The following is an 18410-nucleotide window of genomic DNA, read 5'->3' on the forward strand; positions in this document are numbered from 1 at the left end:
TCACACCGCCCTCATCAGCAGGGTCGCGGCGATGAGGATCGCCGTGCCCCCGAACATCGAGACCGCGTAGCTGCGGGCGTAGCCGTTCTGCAGCTTGCGCAGCCGGCCCGAGGCCCCGCCGACGGCGGCCGCCGTCCCGTTGACCACCCCGTCGACCAGGCTGTGGTCGACGTACACGAGCGAGCGGGTCAGGTGCTCCCCGCCACGCACCAGCACGACGTGGTTGAAGTCGTCCTGGAACAGGTCCCGCCGGGCCGCCCGCGTGAGGAACGAGCCGCGCGGGGCGACCACCGGGACGGGCCTGCGGCCGTACATCGACCAGGCGATGGCCACGCCGACGACCAAGACGACCATGGTGGACGCGGTCACCGTCATGGCGCTGACCGGCGAATTGCCGTGCTCGTAACCGGTGACGGGCTCCAGCCACTTCAGGAAGCGCTCGCCGATCTCGAAGAACGCCCCGGCGAACACCGACCCGAACGCCAGGACGATCATCGGGATGGTCATCGACTTCGGGGACTCGTGCGGGTGCGGCTCGTGACCCGCCTCGTCCGGCTGCCAGCGCTTCTCACCGAAGAAGGTGAGGAGCATGACCCGGGTCATGTAGAAGGCGGTGATTCCGGCGCCCAGCAGGGCGACCCCGCCCAGGATCCAGCCCTGGGTGCCGCCCTTGGCGAAGGCCGCCTCGATGATCATGTCCTTGGAGAAGAAGCCGGACAGGCCCGGGAAGCCGATGATCGCCAGGTAGCCGAGGCCGAAGGTGACGAAGGTGACCGGCATGAACTTCCGCAGGGCGCCGTACTTGCGCATGTCCACCTCGTCGTTCATCCCGTGCATGACGGAACCCGCGCCGAGGAAGAGGCCGGCCTTGAAGAAGCCGTGCGTGACCAGGTGCATGATCGCGAAGACGTACCCGACGGGGCCGAGGCCCGCGGCCAGGATCATGTAGCCGATCTGCGACATCGTCGACCCGGCGAGGGCCTTCTTGATGTCGTCCTTCGCGCAACCGACGATCGCACCGAAGATCAGCGTGACCGCGCCCACGACGGTGACCACCAGCTGGGCGTCCGGCGCCCCGTTGAAGACGGCGGCCGAGCGGACGATCAGGTACACGCCCGCCGTCACCATCGTCGCCGCGTGGATCAGGGCCGAGACCGGGGTCGGGCCCTCCATCGCGTCGCCGAGCCAGGACTGGAGCGGCACCTGGGCCGACTTGCCGCAGGCGGCCAGCAGCAGCATCAGGGCGATCGCCGTCAGCTTGCCCTCGGTGGCGTTCCCCACGGAGGCGAACACCGGGCCGAAGGCGAAGGTCCCGAAGGTGGTGAACAGCAGCATGATCGCGATCGACAGGCCCATGTCGCCGACCCGGTTGACCAGGAAGGCCTTCTTCGCGGCGGTCGCCGCGCTGGGCTTGTGCTGCCAGAACCCGATGAGCAGGTACGAGGCGAGACCGACGCCCTCCCACCCGACGTACAGCAGCAGGTAGTTGTCGGCGAGGACCAGCAGCAGCATCGCCGCGAGGAACAGGTTCAGGTAGCCGAAGAAGCGCCGGCGGCGCTCGTCGTGCTCCATGTACCCGATGGAGTAGATGTGGATGAGCGTGCCGACCCCGGTGATCAGCAGGACGAACGTCATCGACAGCTGGTCGAGCTGGAAGGCGACGTCCGCCTGGAAGCCCTCGACGGGGATCCAGGTGTACAGCTTCTCGTGCAGGGTGCGGTCCTCGGCACCGCGGCCCAGCATGTCGGTGAACAGGGCAACGCCGATGCCGAAGGAGGCGGCGGCGAACAGGGTGCCGAGCCAGTGCCCGGCCTTGTCGAGGCGCCGGCCGCCGAGGAGCAGCACCGCCGCTCCGAGCAGGGGCGCCGCGATCAGCAGCCCGATCAGATTCTCCACTGTGAGCGCCCCTTACAGCTTCATCAGGCTGGCGTCGTCGACCGAGGCCGAGTGGCGGGTACGGAACAGCGACACGATGATCGCGAGGCCCACCACGACCTCCGCGGCGGCGACGACCATCGTGAAGAAGGCGATGATCTGGCCGTCGAGGTTGCCGTGCATCCGGGAGAAGGCGACGAAGGCGAGGTTGCAGGCGTTGAGCATGAGCTCGACGCACATGAACAGCACGATCGCGTTCTTGCGGATGAGCACGCCGGCCGCGCCGATGGTGAACAGCAGGGCGGCCAGGTACAGGTAGTTGACCGGATTCACTTCGATGCCTCCTCGCGGCCGAGGCGCTCCGCCGACGCCTGCTCCAGCGCCTTCAGGTCGTTCAGCGCCTCGCTCGACACGTCGCGGATCTGGCCGCGGGCGCGCAGCGTCTTGTTGACGGTCAGCTCGGACGGGGTGCCGTCCGGGAGCAGACCGGCGACGTCCACCGCGTTGTGCCGGGCGTAGACGCCGGGTGCGGGCAGCGGCGGGAGCTGGACGCCCTCGCGCACGCGCCGCTCGGCGAGCTCGCGCTGGGTGGCGGCGCGCTCGGTGCGCTCGCGGTGGGTGAGGACCATCGCGCCGACCGCGGCGGTGATCAGCAGCGCGCCGGTGATCTCGAAGGCGAACACGTACTTGGTGAAGATCAGCGTGGCCAGCCCCTCCACGTGCCCGGCGGAGTTGACCCGGCCGAGCCCGTTGAAGTGGGTCAGCTTGGCGTTGGCGATGCCCGCGATCAGCAGGACGCCGAAGCCGAGCCCGCACAGGACGGCCAGCCAGCGCTGCCCCTTGAGGGTCTCCTTCAGCGAGTCCGCCGCGGTGACGCCGACGAGCATGACCACGAAGAGGAAGAGCATCATGATCGCGCCGGTGTAGACGATGACCTGGACCACGCCCAGGAAGTACGCCCCGTTGGCGAGGTAGAAGACCGCCAGGATGATCATCGTCCCGGCCAGGCTGAGCGCGCTGTGCACGGCCTTCTTCATCAGGATCGTGGACAGCGCGCCGATGACGGCGACGGTGGCGAGGACCCAGAACTGGACCGCCTCGCCCGTGGAGGTCGTGGTGGCCGCTGCGAGGGCGCTCATGCCTGCACCTCCTCGGCACCGGCCGCGGTCTCCCCCTTGGAGACCGCCACCTGACGGACCGTCCCGGGAGCCGCCCCCGTCACCAGCCCGCGGTAGTAGTCCTGCTCGTCCGTGCCGGGGAAGATCGAGTGCGGGGACTCGACCATGCCCTCGGTCAGACCGGCGAGCAGCTGCTCCTTGGTGTAGATGAGCGATTCGCGGCTGGAGTCGGCCAGTTCGAACTCGTTCGTCATCGTCAGCGCCCGCGTCGGGCACGCCTCGATGCACAGCCCGCACAGGATGCAGCGGGCGTAGTTGATCTGGTAGACCCGCCCGTACCGCTCTCCCGGGGAGTAGCGCTCCTCCTCGGTGTTGTCCGCGCCCTCCACGTAGATGGCGTCGGCGGGGCAGGCCCAGGCGCAGAGCTCGCAGCCGATGCACTTCTCCAGACCGTCCGGGTGCCGGTTCAGCTGGTGGCGTCCGTGGAAGCGCGGAGCGGTGGTCTTCTGCTGCTCGGGGTACTGCTCGGTGAGGCGCTTCTTGAACATGGCCTTGAAGGTCACGCCGAAGCCGGCCACCGGGTTCTGCCACTTCTCGCCCTGCTCGGCGTCAGACTTGTCAGACATTCTCAGCACCCTCCTCTCGGTCACTGTCAGTATTCGTCCCGCCACTGACAATCAGCTCCCGCTCGTTGCGAGGCCGCCTGCGCGGTACGGGTGCCAGGTGCTGGCCGGGCTTGGGCGGTACGGGGAACCCGCCCGCCAGCGGGTCGAAGGGCTCGGCCCCGGCGGCTTCGCCGGCCTTCTCGGCGACGGCCTTCTCCTTCCGGTCGCGGAAGAGGTCCGCCACGAAGGACAGCAGCAGGATCGCGACGACCCCGCCGCCGACGTACAGGACGATCTCCGAGAAGTCGTAGTTCTCGTTGCGCAGGGCCCGGACGGTCGCGACCAGCATCAGCCAGACCACGGAGACCGGGATCAGGACCTTCCAGCCGAGCTTCATCAGCTGGTCGTAGCGCACGCGCGGCAGCGTGCCGCGCAGCCAGATGAAGAAGAACAGCAGCAGCTGGACCTTGATGACGAACCAGAGCATCGGCCACCAGCCGTGGTTCGCGCCCTCCCAGAAGTGGCTGATCGGGTACGGGGCCCGCCAGCCGCCCAGGAACAGGGTGACCGAGACCGCCGAGACGGTGACCATGTTGACGTACTCGGCCAGCATGAACAGCGCGAACTTGATGGAGGAGTACTCGGTGTTGAAGCCGCCGACGAGGTCGCCCTCGGACTCCGGCATGTCGAACGGCGCGCGGTTCGTCTCGCCGACCATCGTGATCACGTAGATGATGAACGAGACCGGCAGCAGCACGATGTACCAGCGGTCCGCCTGCGCCTCCACGATGGCCGAGGTCGACATCGACCCGGAGTAGAGGAAGACGGAGGCGAAGGCCGCGCCCATCGCGATCTCGTACGAGATCATCTGCGCGCAGGAGCGCAGGCCGCCGAGCAGCGGGTACGTCGAGCCCGAGGACCAGCCGGCCAGGACGATGCCGTAGATGCCGACCGAGGCCACCGCGAGGATGTAGAGCATCGCGATCGGCAGGTCGGTGAGCTGCATCGTCGTGCGCTGGCCGAAGATCGAGACCTCGTCGCCGGCCGGGCCGAACGGGATCACCGCGATGGCCATGAAGGCCGGGATCGCCGCGATGATCGGGGCCAGGACGTACACCACCTTGTCGGCCCGCTTGACGATGATGTCTTCCTTGAGCATCAGCTTCACGCCGTCGGCGAGCGACTGGAGCATGCCCCAGGGGCCGTGCCGGTTGGGGCCGATGCGCAGCTGCATCCAGGCGACGACCTTGCGCTCCCACACGATGGAGAAGAGCACGGTCACCATCAGGAAGGCGAAGCAGAACACCGCCTTGATCACGACCAGCCACCAGACGTCCCTGCCGAACAGGGAGAGGTCCTCGGCCGCGAGCTGTACCGCGTTCACGCGCCCACCTCCGCGGGGGTGCCGCTGCCGTCGGCCGGGGTCGCCGGGCCGATCCGTACGAGGGTGCCCGGGTGGGCGCCGGTGTCGGCGAGGACGCCGCGCCCGGTGGAGTTCAGCGGGAGCCAGACCACCCGGTCGGGCATCTCGGTGATCCGCAGCGGGAGTTCCACCGAGCCGGCCGGGCTGGTCACCGCGAGGACGTCTCCGTTCTTGACGCCGGTCTCGGCGGCCGTCGCGGCCGACAGCCGGGCGCTCGCCTCGTGCCGGGTGCCCGCCAGGGCCTCGTCGCCCTCCTGGAGCAGGCCCTGGTCCAGCAGGAGCCGGTGGCCCGCCAGGACCGCCTCGCCCGCGGCCGGGCGGGGCAGCGGCGCGGTGTCCGCGGACTGCTCGGCGGCCCGCTCCCCGGCCCACGGGCCGAGCGCGTCGAGCTCGCGGCGTACGGCGTGCACGTCGGGCAGCGCGATCGGCCGGTCGGCCGCGTCGGCCAGCATGTGCAGGACGCGGGCGTCGGCGGGGGCGAGCCGGCGGGTCATCTGGTCGGGCTTGAGCGCGGCCTCGAACGGCCGGACCCTGCCCTCCCAGTTGATGAACGCGCCGGACTTCTCGGCGACGGCCGCGACCGGGAACACCACGTCCGCGTGGTCGGTGACCTGGCCGGGCCGCAGTTCCAGCGAGACCACGAAGGCCTCCTGGAGGGCGACCAGCGCCCGGGCCGGGTCCGGCAGGTCGGCGATCTCCACGCCCGCGACCAGCAGGGCGGAGAGCTCGCGGCCCGCTGCGGCCTCGACGATCTGGCCGGTGTCGCGGCCGTAGCGGTGCGGGAGTTCGTCCAGCCCCCAGGCGGTGGCGACCTCGTCGCGGGCCCGCGGGTCGGTGGCCGGCCGGGCCCCCGGCAGCAGCGAGGGCAGCGCGCCCGCCCAGATCGCGGCCCGCTCCCCGGCCCGCCGCGGGATCCACACCAGGTGCGCGCCGGTCGCGGCCGCGGCCCGTACGGCGGCGGTCAGCGCGCCCGGCACACCGGCCAGGCGCTCACCGACGACGATGACCGCGCCGGAGGTGCGCAGCGCCTCGGCGGCCTCGGCGCCGCCGGCCTCCAGGCCGGTGCGCGAGGCCAGGGCGTCGAGCCACTCGGGCTCGGTGCCGGGGGCGGCCGCCAGCAGGGTGCCGCCCGCCTTCTCCAGGCCGCGGGTGGCGAACGGGGCGAGGGCGAAGGTCCGCTGCTTGTGCTTGCGGTGGGCCTTGCGCAGCCGCAGGAAGACCCCGGGGGCCTCCTCCTCGGACTCGATGCCGGCGAGCAGGACGGCGGGGGCCGCCTCCAGCTTCGCGTACGTCACACCACCGCCGTCGAGGTCCGTGCCGGTGCCGGCGACGGTGGCGGCCAGGAAGTCGGCCTCCTCCGCGCTGTGGATCCGGGCCCGGAAGTCGATGTCGTTGGTGTCGAGGACCACGCGGGCGAACTTGGCGTACGCGTACGCGTCCTCGACGGTGAGCCGGCCGCCGGTCAGGACCCCGGCGCGGCCGCGCGCGGCGGAGAGCCCGGCGGCCGCGGCCTCCAGGGCCTCGGGCCAGCTCGCCGGGGCGAGGACCCCGTCCGCGCCGCGCACCAGCGGGGTGGTGAGCCGGTCGGGGCGCTGCGCGTAGCGGAACCCGAAGCGGCCCTTGTCGCAGATCCACTCCTCGTTGACCTCGGGGTCCTCGGCGGCCATCCGGCGCAGCACCTTGCCGCGGCGGTGGTCGGTCCGGGTCGCGCAGCCGCCCGCGCAGTGCTCGCACACGCTCGGGGAGGAGACGAGGTCGAACGGGCGGGAGCGGAACCGGTAGGCGGCCGAGGTGAGGGCGCCCACGGGACAGATCTGGATGGTGTTGCCGGAGAAGTACGACTCGAAGGGGTCGCCCTCGCCGATGCCGACCTGCTGGAGCGCGCCGCGCTCCAGGAGCTCGATCATCGGGTCGCCCGCGACCTGGTTGGAGAAGCGGGTGCAGCGCGCGCACAGCACGCAGCGCTCGCGGTCCAGCAGCACCTGCGTGGAGATCGGGACGGGCTTCTCGTACGTGCGCTTCCTGCCGTCGAAGCGCGAGTCGCTCTGTCCGTGGGACATCGCCTGGTTCTGCAGCGGGCACTCGCCGCCCTTGTCGCAGACCGGGCAGTCCAGGGGGTGGTTGATGAGCAGCAGCTCCATCACCCCGCGCTGGGACTTCTCGGCGACCGGGGAGGTCAGCTGCGTCTTGACGACCATGCCGTCGGTGCAGGTGATGGTGCAGGAGGCCATCGGCTTGCGCTGGCCCTCGACCTCGACGATGCACTGGCGGCAGGCGCCGACCGGGTCGAGGAGGGGGTGGTCGCAGAACCGGGGGATCTCGATGCCGATCTGCTCGGCGGCCCGGATGACCAGGGTCCCCTTGGGCACCGACAGTTCGACGCCGTCGATGGTCAGGGAGATCAGGTCCTCGGGGGGTACGGCGGCCTCTCCGCCACCGGTCGGAGCATTAGTGGTGACGGTCATGCGTTCACCTCCGTGTCAGCCCAGAGGGTCGACTTCCTGGGGTCGAAGGGGCAGCCCTTGCCCGTGATGTGCTGCTCGTACTCCTCGCGGAAGTACTTCAGCGAGGAGAAGATCGGGCTGGCGGCGCCGTCGCCGAGCGCGCAGAACGACTTGCCGTTGATGTTGTCGGCGATGTCGTTCAGCTTGTCGAGGTCCGACATGACGCCCTTGCCGGCCTCGATGTCGCGGAGCAACTGGACCAGCCAGTACGTGCCTTCGCGACAGGGCGTGCACTTGCCGCAGGACTCGTGGGCGTAGAACTCGGTCCAGCGGGTGACGGCCCGCACCACGCAGGTCGTCTCGTCGAAGCACTGGAGCGCCTTGGTGCCGAGCATGGAGCCGGCCGCGCCGACGCCCTCGTAGTCCAGCGGCACGTCCAGGTGCTCGGCCGTGAACATGGGGGTGGAGGAGCCGCCCGGGGTCCAGAACTTCAGCCGGTGCCCGGGCCGCATCCCGCCGCTCATGTCGAGCAGCTGGCGCAGGGTGATGCCGAGCGGGGCCTCGTACTGGCCGGGTCCGGCGACGTGCCCGGAGAGCGAGTAGAGCGTGAAGCCGGGGGACTTCTCGGTCCCCATCGCCTTGAACCAGTCCTTGCCCCTGTTCAGGATCGCGGGAACCGAGGCGATGGATTCGACGTTGTTGACGACAGTGGGGCAGGCGTAGAGCCCCTCGACGGCGGGGAAGGGGGGACGCAGCCGGGGCTGACCGCGCCGGCCTTCGAGGGAGTCGAGGAGTGCCGTCTCCTCACCGCAGATGTAGGCGCCCGCGCCCGCGTGCACCGTGATGTCGAGCTTCAGCCCGCTCCCCAGGATGTCCTCCCCGAGGTATCCGGCCTCGTACGCCTCGCGCACCGCCTCGTGCAGGCGCCGCAGTACCGGCACGACCTCGCCGCGCAGGTAGATGAAGGCGTGCTCCGACCGGATCGCGTAGCAGGCGATGATCATTCCCTCGATGAGGGAGTGCGGGTTGGCGAAGAGGAGGGGGATGTCCTTGCAGGTTCCCGGCTCCGACTCGTCCGCGTTCACGACGAGGTAGTGCGGCTTTCCGTCGCCCTGCGGGATGAACTGCCACTTCATTCCGGTGGGGAAGCCCGCGCCGCCGCGGCCGCGCAGACCGGAGTCCTTGACGTATGCGATGAGATCGTCCGGGGTCATCGCGAGCGCCTTGCGCAGGCCCTCGTACCCCTCGTGGCGCCGGTAGGTGTCCAGCGTCCACGACTGCGGCTCGTCCCAGAAGGCCGACAGCACGGGCGCCAGCAGCTTCTCCGGGGCGCCGTTCTCATGCATTTCGGCAGTCACCGTCATCACTCCCCCTCCTCGGTGGCAGCAGAAGCCTCACCACGCGGGTGCACGACCTTGCCGAGCTGCGGGGTCTCGCCGCGCGCGATGCGCAGCCCGATCAGGGAGGCGGGGCCGGCGCCGCCGCTCGCCTCGACCGCGCCCTCGCGCTCGTCGGGGAAGCCGGCCAGGATCCGGGCCGTCTCCTTGTACGTGCACAGCGGCGCGCCCCGGGTCGGCGCGACGGGCCGGCCGGCGATCAGGTCGTCGACCATGGCCTTGGCCGATGCGGGGGTCTGGTTGTCGAAGAACTCCCAGTTGACCATCACCACGGGGGCGTAGTCGCAGGCCGCGTTGCACTCGATGTGCTCCAGCGTGACCTTGCCGTCGGGGGTGGTCTCGTTGTTGCCGACCCCGAGGTGCGCCTTGAGCTCGTCGAAGATCGCGTCGCCGCCCATGACCGCGCACAGGGTGTTCGTACAGACGCCGACCTGGTAGTCGCCGGAGGCCTTGCGCCGGTACATCGTGTAGAAGGTGGCCACGGCGGTGACCTCGGCGGTGGTCAGTCCCAGCACCTCGGCGCAGAACCGGACGCCGGTGCGCGAGACGAAGCCCTCCTCGGCCTGGGTCAGGTGCAGCAGCGGCAGCAGCGCGGACCGGCTGTCGGGGTAGCGGGCGATGACCTCCTTCGCGTCCGCTTCGAGCCGGGCGCGTACGTCGGCCGGGAAGTCGGGGGCCGGAAGCTGGGGCATGCCCAGACCCACCCCTTGACCGGTCGGATTGGCTGTCATCGGTCGACGCCTCCCATCACGGGGTCGATGGAGGCGACGGCGACGATGACGTCGGCGACCTGGCCGCCCTCGCACATCGCGGCCATGGCCTGCAGGTTGGTGAAGGACGGGTCGCGGAAGTGGACCCGGTAGGGGCGGGTGCCGCCGTCGGAGACGACGTGGACGCCGAGCTCGCCCTTGGGCGACTCGACGGCCGCGTACGCCTGCCCGGCCGGCACCCGGAAGCCCTCGGTCACCAGCTTGAAGTGGTGGATGAGGGCCTCCATGGAGGTGCCCATGATGTTCTTGATGTGGTCGAGCGAGTTGCCGAGGCCGTCCGGGCCCATCGCGAGCTGCGCCGGCCAGGCGATCTTCTTGTCGGCGACCATGACCGGGCCCGGCTCCAGCCGCTCCAGGCACTGTTCGACGATCCGCAGCGACTGGCGCATCTCCTCCAGGCGGATCAGGAACCGCCCGTACGAGTCGCAGCTCTCGGTGGTCGGCACGTCGAACTCGTACGTCTCGTAGCCGCAGTACGGGTCCGCCTTGCGCAGGTCGTGCGGCAGGCCGGCGGAGCGCAGGATCGGGCCGGTGGCGCCGAGCGCCATGCAGCCGGTGAGGTCGAGGTAGCCGACGTCCTGCATGCGGGCCTTGAAGATCGGGTTGCCGGTGGCGAGCTTGTCGTACTCCGGCAGGTTCTTCTTCATGGTCTTGAGGAAGTCGCGCAGCTGGTCCACGGCGCCCGGCGGCAGGTCCTGGGCGAGGCCGCCGGGGCGGACGAACGCGTGGTTCATGCGCAGGCCGGTGATCAGCTCGAAGATGTCGAGGATGAGCTCGCGGTCGCGGAAGCCGTAGATCATGATCGTGGTCGCGCCGAGCTCCATGCCGCCGGTGGCGATGCACACCAGGTGCGAGGAGAGCCGGTTGAGCTCCATCAGCAGGACGCGGATGACGGTGGCGCGGTCCGGGATCTGGTCGGTGATGCCGAGGAGCTTCTCGACGCCGAGGCAGTACGCCGTCTCGTTGAAGAACGGCGTCAGGTAGTCCATGCGCGTCACGAACGTGGTGCCCTGCGTCCAGTTCCGGAATTCGAGGTTCTTCTCGATGCCGGTGTGCAGGTAGCCGATGCCGCAGCGGGCCTCGGTGACCGTCTCGCCATCGATCTCCAGGATCAGCCGGAGCACTCCGTGGGTGGAGGGGTGCTGCGGGCCCATGTTGACGACGATCCGCTCGTCGTCGGCCTTGGCCGCGGACTGGACGATCTCGTCCCAGTCGCCGCCGGTGACGGTGTAGACGGTGCCTTCGGTGGTCTCCCGGGAGGCCGCGGCGTTCGAGGAGGCGTTGTTTGACGTGGACATCAGCTGTACGACCTCCGCTGGTCGGGAGCCGGGATCTGGGCGCCCTTGTACTCGATGGGGATGCCGCCGAGCGGGTAGTCCTTGCGCTGCGGGAAGCCCTGCCAGTCGTCCGGCATCATGATCCGCGTCAGCGCCGGGTGCCCGTCGAAGACCAGGCCGAAGAAGTCGTACGCCTCGCGCTCGTGCCAGTCGTTCGTCGGGTAGACGGAGACGAGCGAGGGGACGTGCGGGTCGGCGTCCGGCGCCGTGACCTCCAGGCGCACCACCCGGCCGTGGGTGATCGAGCGCAGGTGGTAGACGGCGTGCAGCTCGCGGCTCTTGTCGTCGGGGAAGTGGACTCCCGAGACGCCGGTGCAGAGCTCGAAGCGCAGGGCCGGGTCGTCGCGCAGGGTCTTCGCGACGCGGACGAGGTGCTCGCGGGCGATGTGGAGGGTCAGCTCGGCCCGGTCGACGACGACCTTCTCGATCGCGTTCTCCGGGAGCAGGTCCTGCTCCTCCAGCGCCCCTTCGAGCTCGTCGACGACCTCGTCGAAGTAGGAGCCGTACGGGCGGTGGCTGGCGCCGGGCATGGCCACGGCGCGGACGAGGCCGCCGTAGCCGCTGGTGTCGCCGCCGTCCCGGGCGCCGAACATGCCCTTGCGGACGCCGATCACCTCGGGGCCCTGGCCGCGCGGCGCAGGGACGTTGCTGCCGTTCTCCGGCTCTTGGGTCTCGCTCACCGGAGCAGCCCCTTCATCTCGATCGTGGGGAGGGCCTTGAGGGCCGCCGCCTCCGCCTCGCGCGCCGCCTCTTCCCGGTTCACGCCGAGCTTTCCGCCCTGGATCTTCTGGTGGAGCTTGAGGATCGCGTCCATCAGCATCTCGGGGCGGGGCGGGCAGCCGGGGAGGTAGATGTCCACGGGCACGATGTGGTCGACACCCTGGACGATCGCGTAGTTGTTGAACATTCCGCCCGAAGATGCACAAACCCCCATGGAGATGACCCATTTGGGAGCGGGCATCTGGTCGTACACCTGCCGCAGCACCGGCGCCATCTTCTGGCTGACCCGCCCTGCCACGATCATCAGGTCGGCCTGGCGCGGGGATCCGCGGAAGACCTCCATGCCGAAGCGGGCCAGGTCGTACCGGCCCGCACCGGTGGTCATCATCTCGATGGCGCAGCAGGCCAGACCGAAGGTCGCGGGGAACACGGATGACTTGCGCACCCAGCCCGCGGCCTGTTCGACGGTGGTCAGCAGAAAGCCGCTCGGCAGCTTCTCTTCCAGTCCCATGGGAAATTCAGCCCCTCAGTCCCATTCCAGACCGCCGCGGCGCCACACGTAGGCGTAGGCGACGAAGACGGTGAGCACGAAGAGCAGCATCTCGACGAGCCCGAAGATCCCCAGGGAGTCGAAGGTGACGGCCCAGGGGTAGAGGAAGACAACTTCGATGTCGAAGACGATGAAGAGCATCGCCGTCAGGTAGTACTTGATGGGGAAGCGACCGCCGCCCGCCGGCGTCGGCGTGGGCTCGATGCCGCACTCGTACGCTTCGAGCTTCGCCCGGTTGTACCGTCTCGGGCCGATCAGCGTGGCCATGACCACGGAGAAGATCGCAAACCCTGCGCCGAGGGCGCCGAGCACGAGGATGGGCGCGTACGCATTCACGCTCCTCGCTCCTTCCAGTCGTCCTTGACCGTTGGACCGCCGTGCCGGCCGCCTCGCGAAGATCGCCCAACTCGACGGGATCCCATGTGAGGCAGTTCACAAGCCGGACTGCTGCGCATCCTATGCCTGCTCCTCTGTGATCTGCGACACGGGTAACAACACCGAGTTTGTGATCTCCACCACCTGACGAACGATCATCAAGCCCGATAGGTGGTGATCTTCATACGCGAAGCATCCACATGATCACCAAAGGTGACATCCGGCCCCGTTACCGCAGGTAGAAGGCCGATGTCCCTACCAAAGGATGTCGAGTGCAGGCAAATTTGCCAGATCAAGACTTGCACGGTAAAGGAATCGCCGTCGCTCGGCCGGGGGAGGCGGCGAGGACGCGAGTGGACGGCGCCGGGCGCGTGCGCGCGTTCACGAGCGCGGGAGGGCGCGCCCACGGGAAGTTCACGGTCAGATCACGGACGGGGCACAGCGCCCTCACAGTGAGACGAATCTGTGACCTGCGCCACATCGAATTCTCGGTTCCGAAACAGGGCTTGGCCATCTGTGCGCAGTGATGGTAGGTCGTGGATCAATTCGGACTTATTGCGGAAACCCCTTGATCACAGCCTTGTGACGGCGTGTCCGATTCGCCCGTTACGGCGTCAATAAGACGCGCGGCGCGCCCGGTTCGCCCGGTTCGCGGACAACTGTGGCGCAGACCACGTTTCTTGAAGGGAACCCGGACCCCCTGATAGCGGTTGTCCTCATGTCCCACACCGCTCACATACCCAGCCACCGGAAGCCCCGGCGCAGCGCCTCGAAGCTCGCGGTCCGCGCCGGAGTCGCCGGTGGCGTCCTCAGCACCCTGGCGATGGCCGGCACGGCGAGCGCGTCCCCGTCCGAGCCCGTGACCGAGACGACGCTCGAAATGCCGGTCCTGAACCTGGACCTGGCAGCCGACGTCTCCTCCGCCGTCACCACCGCCGCCGAGAACACGGCCGCCGCCGCCGTCACCGGTGAGCTGCGCACCCAGGAGGAGCAGGCCCGTACGGGCGCTGCCGCCGAGGCGAAGAAGGCCAAGGAAGACGCCCAGAAGGCCGACGCCGAGAAGAAGGCGAAGGAGGAGGCGGACCGCAAGGCCGACGCCGAGCGCGCGGGCCGCAGCTCCTCCCGGGGCAGCCTCCAGAGCGCGTCCGCGTCGGACTCGGGCTCCGAGCTGGGCTCGGGCACCGTCACTGCCCCGGCGACCGGCTCCGCCGCCGCCATCGTCAACTTCGCCCGCGCGCAGGTCGGCAAGGCGTACATCAGCGGCGGCACCGGCCCGTCCTCGTACGACTGCTCCGGCCTCGTCCAGGCCGCCTACCGCCAGGCCGGCGTGACCCTGCCGCGCATGTCGCAGGACCAGTCCGCGCGGGGCACCTCGGTCTCCCTGAGCGCCCTCCAGCCGGGCGACGTCCTGTTCTGGGGCTCGCGCGGCAGCGCCTACCACGTCGCCATCTACGTCGGCGGCGGCAAGTTCGTGGGCGCGCAGAACCCCAGCACGGGCATCGTCGAGCGCTCGCTGAGCTACGACAAGCCGACGGGCGCCGTCCGCATCCTCTGAGGCTCCTGAGGTCCCCTGAGCACCCTGAGCTTCCCCAGGGGCTCCTGAGCCCCTCTCAGCGCGTCTCAGCGTGCTCCGGCGCGCGCCGGCACGCCTCAGCACGGCCCGAGGGCCGGCACTCCCCCGCTCGGGGGCGGAGTGCCGGCCCTTTCCGCGTCCGCCGGCGCCCTGAGAGGATGGCCGTGCGAAGCGCCCTGTTCAGGCCAGGAGGTGGCGGACCGTGATGACCGACGCGTACGAGCAACAGGACGGCGCCGCCGACCCCACCGCCGTACCCGCCGCGACCGGGCTCTTCCTGCTCGCGGTCGGGGGCTGGCTGCTGAACACCACCCGCCCCTGGCACAAACCCGGACATCCCGTCACCCTGGGGCTCGGCTGGGCCGTTGCCTTCGCCCTGCTGCTGTGGGGTGCGGTCCTGGTGGCCCGCTGCGTACGGACCGTCCACGGCGGGGCAGCCGGCCCGGCCGAAAACGACGAAGCGGGCCGAACCGGCGAAAACCCGGCCCGACCCGCTCCCTAGCGCATCCCGCGCCCCGGCCCTCAGGCCTTCGGCGCCACCTTCGAGAGGCCGTTGATGATGCGGTCCATCGCGTCGCCGCCCGCCGGGTCGGTCAGGTTCGCCAGCATCTTCAGCGTGAACCGCATCAGCACCGGGTGCGTCAGTCCGCGCTGCGTGGCGACCTTCATGACCTTCGGGTTGCCGATCAGCTTCACGAAGGCGCGGCCCAGCGAGTAGTAGCCGCCGTACGTCTCCTTGAGCACCTTCGGGTAGCTGTGCAGCGCCAGCTCGCGCTGGGCCGGGGTGGCCCGGGCGTGCGCCTGCACGATGACGTCCGCGGCGATCTGCCCGGATTCCATCGCGTACGCGATGCCCTCGCCGTTGAACGGGTTGACGAGCCCGCCCGCGTCACCGACCAGCAGCAGGCCCTTGGTGTAGTGCGGCTGCCGGTTGAACGCCATCGGCAGGGCCGCGCCGCGGATCGGCTGCGTCATGTTCTCGGGCGTGTAGCCCCAGTCCTCCGGCATGGACGCGCACCAGGCCTTGAGGACCTCGCGCCAGTCCAGCTCCCGGAAGGCGGAGGAGGAGTTGAGGATGCCGAGGCCGACGTTGGACGTACCGTCGCCCATGCCGAAGATCCAGCCGTAGCCGGGCAGCAGCCGGTCCTGCGCGCCGCGCCGGTCCCACAGCTCCAGCCAAGACTCCAGGTAGTCGTCGTCGTGCCGCGGCGAGGTGAAGTACGTACGGACGGCGACGCCCATCGGGCGGTCCTCGCGCCGGTGCAGGCCCATGGCGAGGGACAGGCGCGAGGAGTTGCCGTCGGCGGCGACCACGAGCGGGGCGCTGAAGGTGACCGGAGTCTTCTCCTCGCCCAGCTTCGCCTGGACGCCGGTGATGTGCCCGGTGCGCGGGTCGCGGACGGGCTCGCCTACGTTGCAGCGCTCGTACAGCCGGGCGCCGGCCTTCTGGGCCTGGCGGGCCAGCGTCTCGTCGAAGTCGTCGCGCTTGCGGACGAGTCCGTAGTCCGGGAAGGAGGCGAGTTCCGGCCAGTCCAGCTGGAGGCGCTGGCCGCCGCCGATGATCCGCAGGCCCTTGTTGCGGAGCCAGCCGGCCTCTTCGGAGATGTCGATGCCCATCGCCACCAGCTGCTTGGTGGCGCGCGGGGTCAGACCGTCACCGCAGACCTTCTCGCGCGGGAACGCCGTCTTCTCCAGCAGCAGGACGTCGAGTCCGGCCTTGGCGAGGTAATAGGCGGTGGTCGAGCCGGCGGGCCCGGCCCCGACGACGATCACATCCGCGGAGTGTTCGGAGAGGGGCTCGGTCACTGCGGGGTCTCCCGAAGGCTCGATAAGGGGTGCCCAACGGCACGGGACATGTGCAGTCTATGCAGCGAGAGAGATCACGAACCCGAAGGGCTGCCCCGATGACCGCTTCGCCCACCTCGCTCCCCGCCGTAGTACTGCGCGTCCCCACGCACGAGGACGCGCGGGCCTGGCACGGTGCCTTCGACGACCCCGACGTCATGGAGTTCCTCGGCGGCCCCACCGAACTGTCGATGTACGAGGAGCTCACGGCCCGGCAGCGGATGCACGACGCACAGCTGGGCTACTGCCTGTGGACGCTCCTGGACTCGCACGGACAGGTGATCGGCTTCACGGGCGCGCAGCCCTGGCCGGCGGAGAAGGCCTGGGGCCCCGTCGGCGAGATCGAGATCGGCTGGCGGCTGGCCCGCTCGGCATGGGGCAAGGGCTACGCGTACGCCGCCGCCCTGGCCACGCTGGAGCGCGTGCGCGCGGCGGGACTGGAACGGGTGGTGGCGATGATCAACGACGGGAACCACCGCTCGATCGCGGTGGCGGAGCGGCTGGGCATGACCCTGGCCGAGCGCTTCCTCCTCCCCGACGGACGCAGCTACGGCCGCCGCTACGAACTGGACCTCGCCGCCGCGTAGCCGGCTCCGGCGGGGCGCCGGCGCCCCGCGGGGCCGAACCGTCCGAGCGGCGCGTCAGAAGACGGACAGGCCGGTCAGCGTGGTGAACCGGTCCAGCGCGGCGGCCGCGGCGACGGAGTTGCCGTGGGGGTCCAGGCCCGGGCTCCACGCGGCCAGACTGCACACGCCCGGCACCACCGCCACGATCCCGCCGCCCACGCCGCTCTTGCCGGGCAGGCCGACGCGGTACGCGAACTCGCCCGCCGCGTCGTACGTCCCACAGGTCAGCATCACCGCGTTGACCTGCTTGGCCTCGCTCCGCGTCAGCAGCCGCGACCCGTCCGCCCGCAGCCCGTGCCGGGCCAGGAACCGCGCCGCCCGCGCCAGATCGGCGCAGCTCATCTCGATCGAGCACTGCCAGAAGTAGTGGTCCAGCAGGGCAGGCACGGGGTTGTCGATGTTCCCGTACGAGGCCATGAAGTGCGCGAGCGCGGCGTTGCGGTCGCCGTGCTCGTGCTCCGAGGCCGCCACCTCCGCGTCGAAGCCGAGCTCCGGGTTCCCGCTCTCCTCCCGGAGGAACTTCAGCAGCTCGCTGCTCGCGTCGCCCGTCAGCGTCTGGAGCCGGTCCGTGACCACGAGCGCGCCCGCGTTGATGAACGGATTGCGCGGGATGCCGTTCTCGTACTCCAGCTGCACCAGGGAGTTGAACGGGTTGCCCGAAGGCTCCCGCCCGACCCGCTCCCACAGGCGGTCGCCGCCCTCCGCGAGCGCCAGCGCGAGGGCGAAGACCTTCGTGATCGACTGGGCCGAGAACGGGACCTGCCAGTCCCCCACCCCGTACACGTTCCCGTCGAGATCGGCGACGGCCATCCCGAACTGCCCCGGGTCCACGGACGCGAGCGCGGGGATGTACTCGGCCGGAGTACCGCTGCCCACCAAGGGGGCGACATCGGCCGCTATCTGCTCCAGGAGGGGCTGGTAGTCCACTGCTCCGCCGCGCCCCGCGCTACGCCGACTTGACGCCGCGGTGCAGCGCCACGATGCCACCGCTCAGGTTCCGCCAGGCCACCTTCGACCAGCCGGCCTTCTGCAGCAGACCGGCCAGCGCCGGCTGGTCGGGCCACTCGCGGATCGACTCGGCGAGGTACACGTACGCGTCGGGGTTGGAGGAGACCGCGCGGGCCACCGGCGGCAGCGCGCGCATCAGGTACTCCGTGTACACCGTCCGGAACGGGCCCCACGTGGGCTGGGAGAACTCGCAGATCACGACCTGTCCGCCCGGCTTGGTCACCCGGTACAGCTCGCGCAGCGCCGCGTCCGTGTCCTGCACGTTGCGCAGCCCGAAGGAGATCGTCACCGTGTCGAAGACGTCGTCCTTGAACGGCAGCCTCGTCGCGTCGCCCGCGGTCAGCGGCAGCCAGGCGTGCCGCTTCTTGCCCTCGCGGAGCATGCCGAGCGAGAAGTCGCAGGGGACGACGTACGCGCCCGTCGCGGCGAACGGCAGCGAGGAGGTCGCGGTGCCGGCGGCCAGGTCCAGCACCTTGTGCCCCGGGCGCGCGCCGACCGCCTTGGCGACCTCCTTGCGCCACAGGCGGGCCTGCCCGAGGGAGAGGACGTCGTTGGTGAGATCGTAGTTCGCCGCCACGCCGTCGAACATAGAGGCGACTTCGTGCGGCTGCTTGTCCAGGGAAGCGCGGGTCACTGGCGTTGGCCCCTCAGGTGCGGTGCGGTACGGGTGGGCTGATACCGGGCCATTCTCGCAGGCGGGCCCGGGCCCCACCGCCGGGGGCACAACTGGCCCGATGGACAGTT

Annotated in this window: 18 protein-coding genes; 3 read left to right on the top strand and 15 right to left on the bottom strand. The window is 70.2% G+C overall.

What is annotated here, in order from left to right:
- From nuoL to CP980_RS14320, 12 genes are read right to left on the bottom strand one after another with little or no spacing between them, the layout of a single operon-like run.
- A complete protein-coding gene (nuoL, locus tag CP980_RS14265) occupies positions 1-1896 on the bottom strand; it encodes an NADH-quinone oxidoreductase subunit L (protein WP_150528310.1) in 1896 nt (631 codons plus the stop codon).
- A 12-nt stretch (positions 1897-1908) separates the two neighbouring features.
- Entirely contained in the window at positions 1909-2208 is a 300-nt protein-coding gene (nuoK, locus tag CP980_RS14270; RefSeq protein WP_030864698.1) for an NADH-quinone oxidoreductase subunit NuoK, read from the bottom strand.
- A complete protein-coding gene (locus CP980_RS14275; RefSeq protein ID WP_132759695.1) occupies positions 2205-3014 on the bottom strand; it encodes an NADH-quinone oxidoreductase subunit J in 810 nt (269 codons plus the stop codon). Before CP980_RS14275 ends, nuoK begins: the two co-directional genes overlap by 4 nt.
- Complete coding sequence (gene nuoI / locus CP980_RS14280) at positions 3011-3619, bottom strand: NADH-quinone oxidoreductase subunit NuoI (protein WP_099889996.1); 609 nt, start codon at positions 3617-3619, stop codon at positions 3011-3013. The genes CP980_RS14275 and nuoI overlap by 4 nt, the downstream gene beginning before the upstream one ends.
- Entirely contained in the window at positions 3612-4982 is a 1371-nt protein-coding gene (nuoH, locus tag CP980_RS14285) for an NADH-quinone oxidoreductase subunit NuoH (RefSeq protein WP_132759693.1), read from the bottom strand. The genes nuoI and nuoH overlap by 8 nt, the downstream gene beginning before the upstream one ends.
- Entirely contained in the window at positions 4979-7486 is a 2508-nt protein-coding gene (locus CP980_RS14290) for an NADH-quinone oxidoreductase subunit G (RefSeq protein WP_150528311.1), read from the bottom strand. The genes nuoH and CP980_RS14290 overlap by 4 nt, the downstream gene beginning before the upstream one ends.
- Positions 7483-8829 (bottom strand): NADH-quinone oxidoreductase subunit NuoF, encoded by a 1347-nt coding sequence (gene nuoF / locus CP980_RS14295; protein WP_132759691.1) that lies wholly within the window; start codon positions 8827-8829, stop codon positions 7483-7485. The genes CP980_RS14290 and nuoF overlap by 4 nt, the downstream gene beginning before the upstream one ends.
- On the bottom strand, positions 8829-9593 hold the full coding sequence (nuoE, locus tag CP980_RS14300; protein WP_132759690.1) for an NADH-quinone oxidoreductase subunit NuoE: 765 nt from the start codon (positions 9591-9593) through the stop codon (positions 8829-8831). The genes nuoF and nuoE overlap by 1 nt, the downstream gene beginning before the upstream one ends.
- A complete protein-coding gene (locus CP980_RS14305) occupies positions 9590-10930 on the bottom strand; it encodes an NADH-quinone oxidoreductase subunit D (protein ID WP_099890001.1) in 1341 nt (446 codons plus the stop codon). The genes nuoE and CP980_RS14305 overlap by 4 nt, the downstream gene beginning before the upstream one ends.
- Entirely contained in the window at positions 10930-11649 is a 720-nt protein-coding gene (locus CP980_RS14310) for an NADH-quinone oxidoreductase subunit C (RefSeq protein ID WP_132759689.1), read from the bottom strand. The genes CP980_RS14305 and CP980_RS14310 overlap by 1 nt, the downstream gene beginning before the upstream one ends.
- Positions 11646-12200 (bottom strand): NuoB/complex I 20 kDa subunit family protein, encoded by a 555-nt coding sequence (locus CP980_RS14315; RefSeq protein WP_030028258.1) that lies wholly within the window; start codon positions 12198-12200, stop codon positions 11646-11648. Before CP980_RS14315 ends, CP980_RS14310 begins: the two co-directional genes overlap by 4 nt.
- 15 nt (positions 12201-12215) lie before the next feature.
- Positions 12216-12575 carry an NADH-quinone oxidoreductase subunit A gene (locus CP980_RS14320; protein ID WP_099890003.1) on the bottom strand — a complete coding sequence of 120 codons (360 nt, stop codon included), beginning with the start codon at positions 12573-12575 and terminating at the stop codon, positions 12216-12218.
- Positions 12576-13332: 757 nt separating this feature from the next.
- Between CP980_RS14320 and CP980_RS14325 the strand changes: the two genes are divergently transcribed.
- Both CP980_RS14325 and CP980_RS14330 read left to right on the top strand, forming a co-directional pair.
- Entirely contained in the window at positions 13333-14169 is an 837-nt protein-coding gene (locus CP980_RS14325) for a C40 family peptidase (protein WP_132759688.1), read from the top strand.
- Positions 14170-14392: 223 nt separating this feature from the next.
- Positions 14393-14689: a hypothetical protein gene (locus tag CP980_RS14330; RefSeq protein ID WP_150528312.1), complete on the top strand. Its 297-nt coding sequence runs from the start codon at positions 14393-14395 to the stop codon at positions 14687-14689.
- A 20-nt stretch (positions 14690-14709) separates the two neighbouring features.
- Here CP980_RS14330 and CP980_RS14335 read toward each other — a convergent pair whose 3' ends face one another.
- On the bottom strand, positions 14710-15993 hold the full coding sequence (locus CP980_RS14335) for a geranylgeranyl reductase family protein (protein ID WP_099890006.1): 1284 nt from the start codon (positions 15991-15993) through the stop codon (positions 14710-14712).
- 98 nt (positions 15994-16091) lie between these two features.
- On the opposite strand from CP980_RS14335, the gene CP980_RS14340 reads away from it, so the two are divergent.
- Positions 16092-16619, top strand: a complete 528-nt coding sequence (locus CP980_RS14340; protein WP_150528313.1) for a GNAT family N-acetyltransferase — start codon at positions 16092-16094, stop codon at positions 16617-16619.
- Between the two features lie 54 nt (positions 16620-16673).
- Here the strand turns inward: CP980_RS14340 and CP980_RS14345 are convergent, their stop codons facing one another.
- Positions 16674-17585: a glutaminase gene (locus CP980_RS14345; protein ID WP_150528314.1), complete on the bottom strand. Its 912-nt coding sequence runs from the start codon at positions 17583-17585 to the stop codon at positions 16674-16676.
- A gap of 19 nt (positions 17586-17604) precedes the next feature.
- Positions 17605-18300, bottom strand: a complete 696-nt coding sequence (locus tag CP980_RS14350; RefSeq protein WP_150528315.1) for a demethylmenaquinone methyltransferase — start codon at positions 18298-18300, stop codon at positions 17605-17607.
- Positions 18301-18410: the final 110 nt, after the last annotated feature.

This window comes from Streptomyces vinaceus (assembly GCF_008704935.1).
GTDB classification, from domain to species: Bacteria; Actinomycetota; Actinomycetes; order Streptomycetales; family Streptomycetaceae; genus Streptomyces; species Streptomyces vinaceus.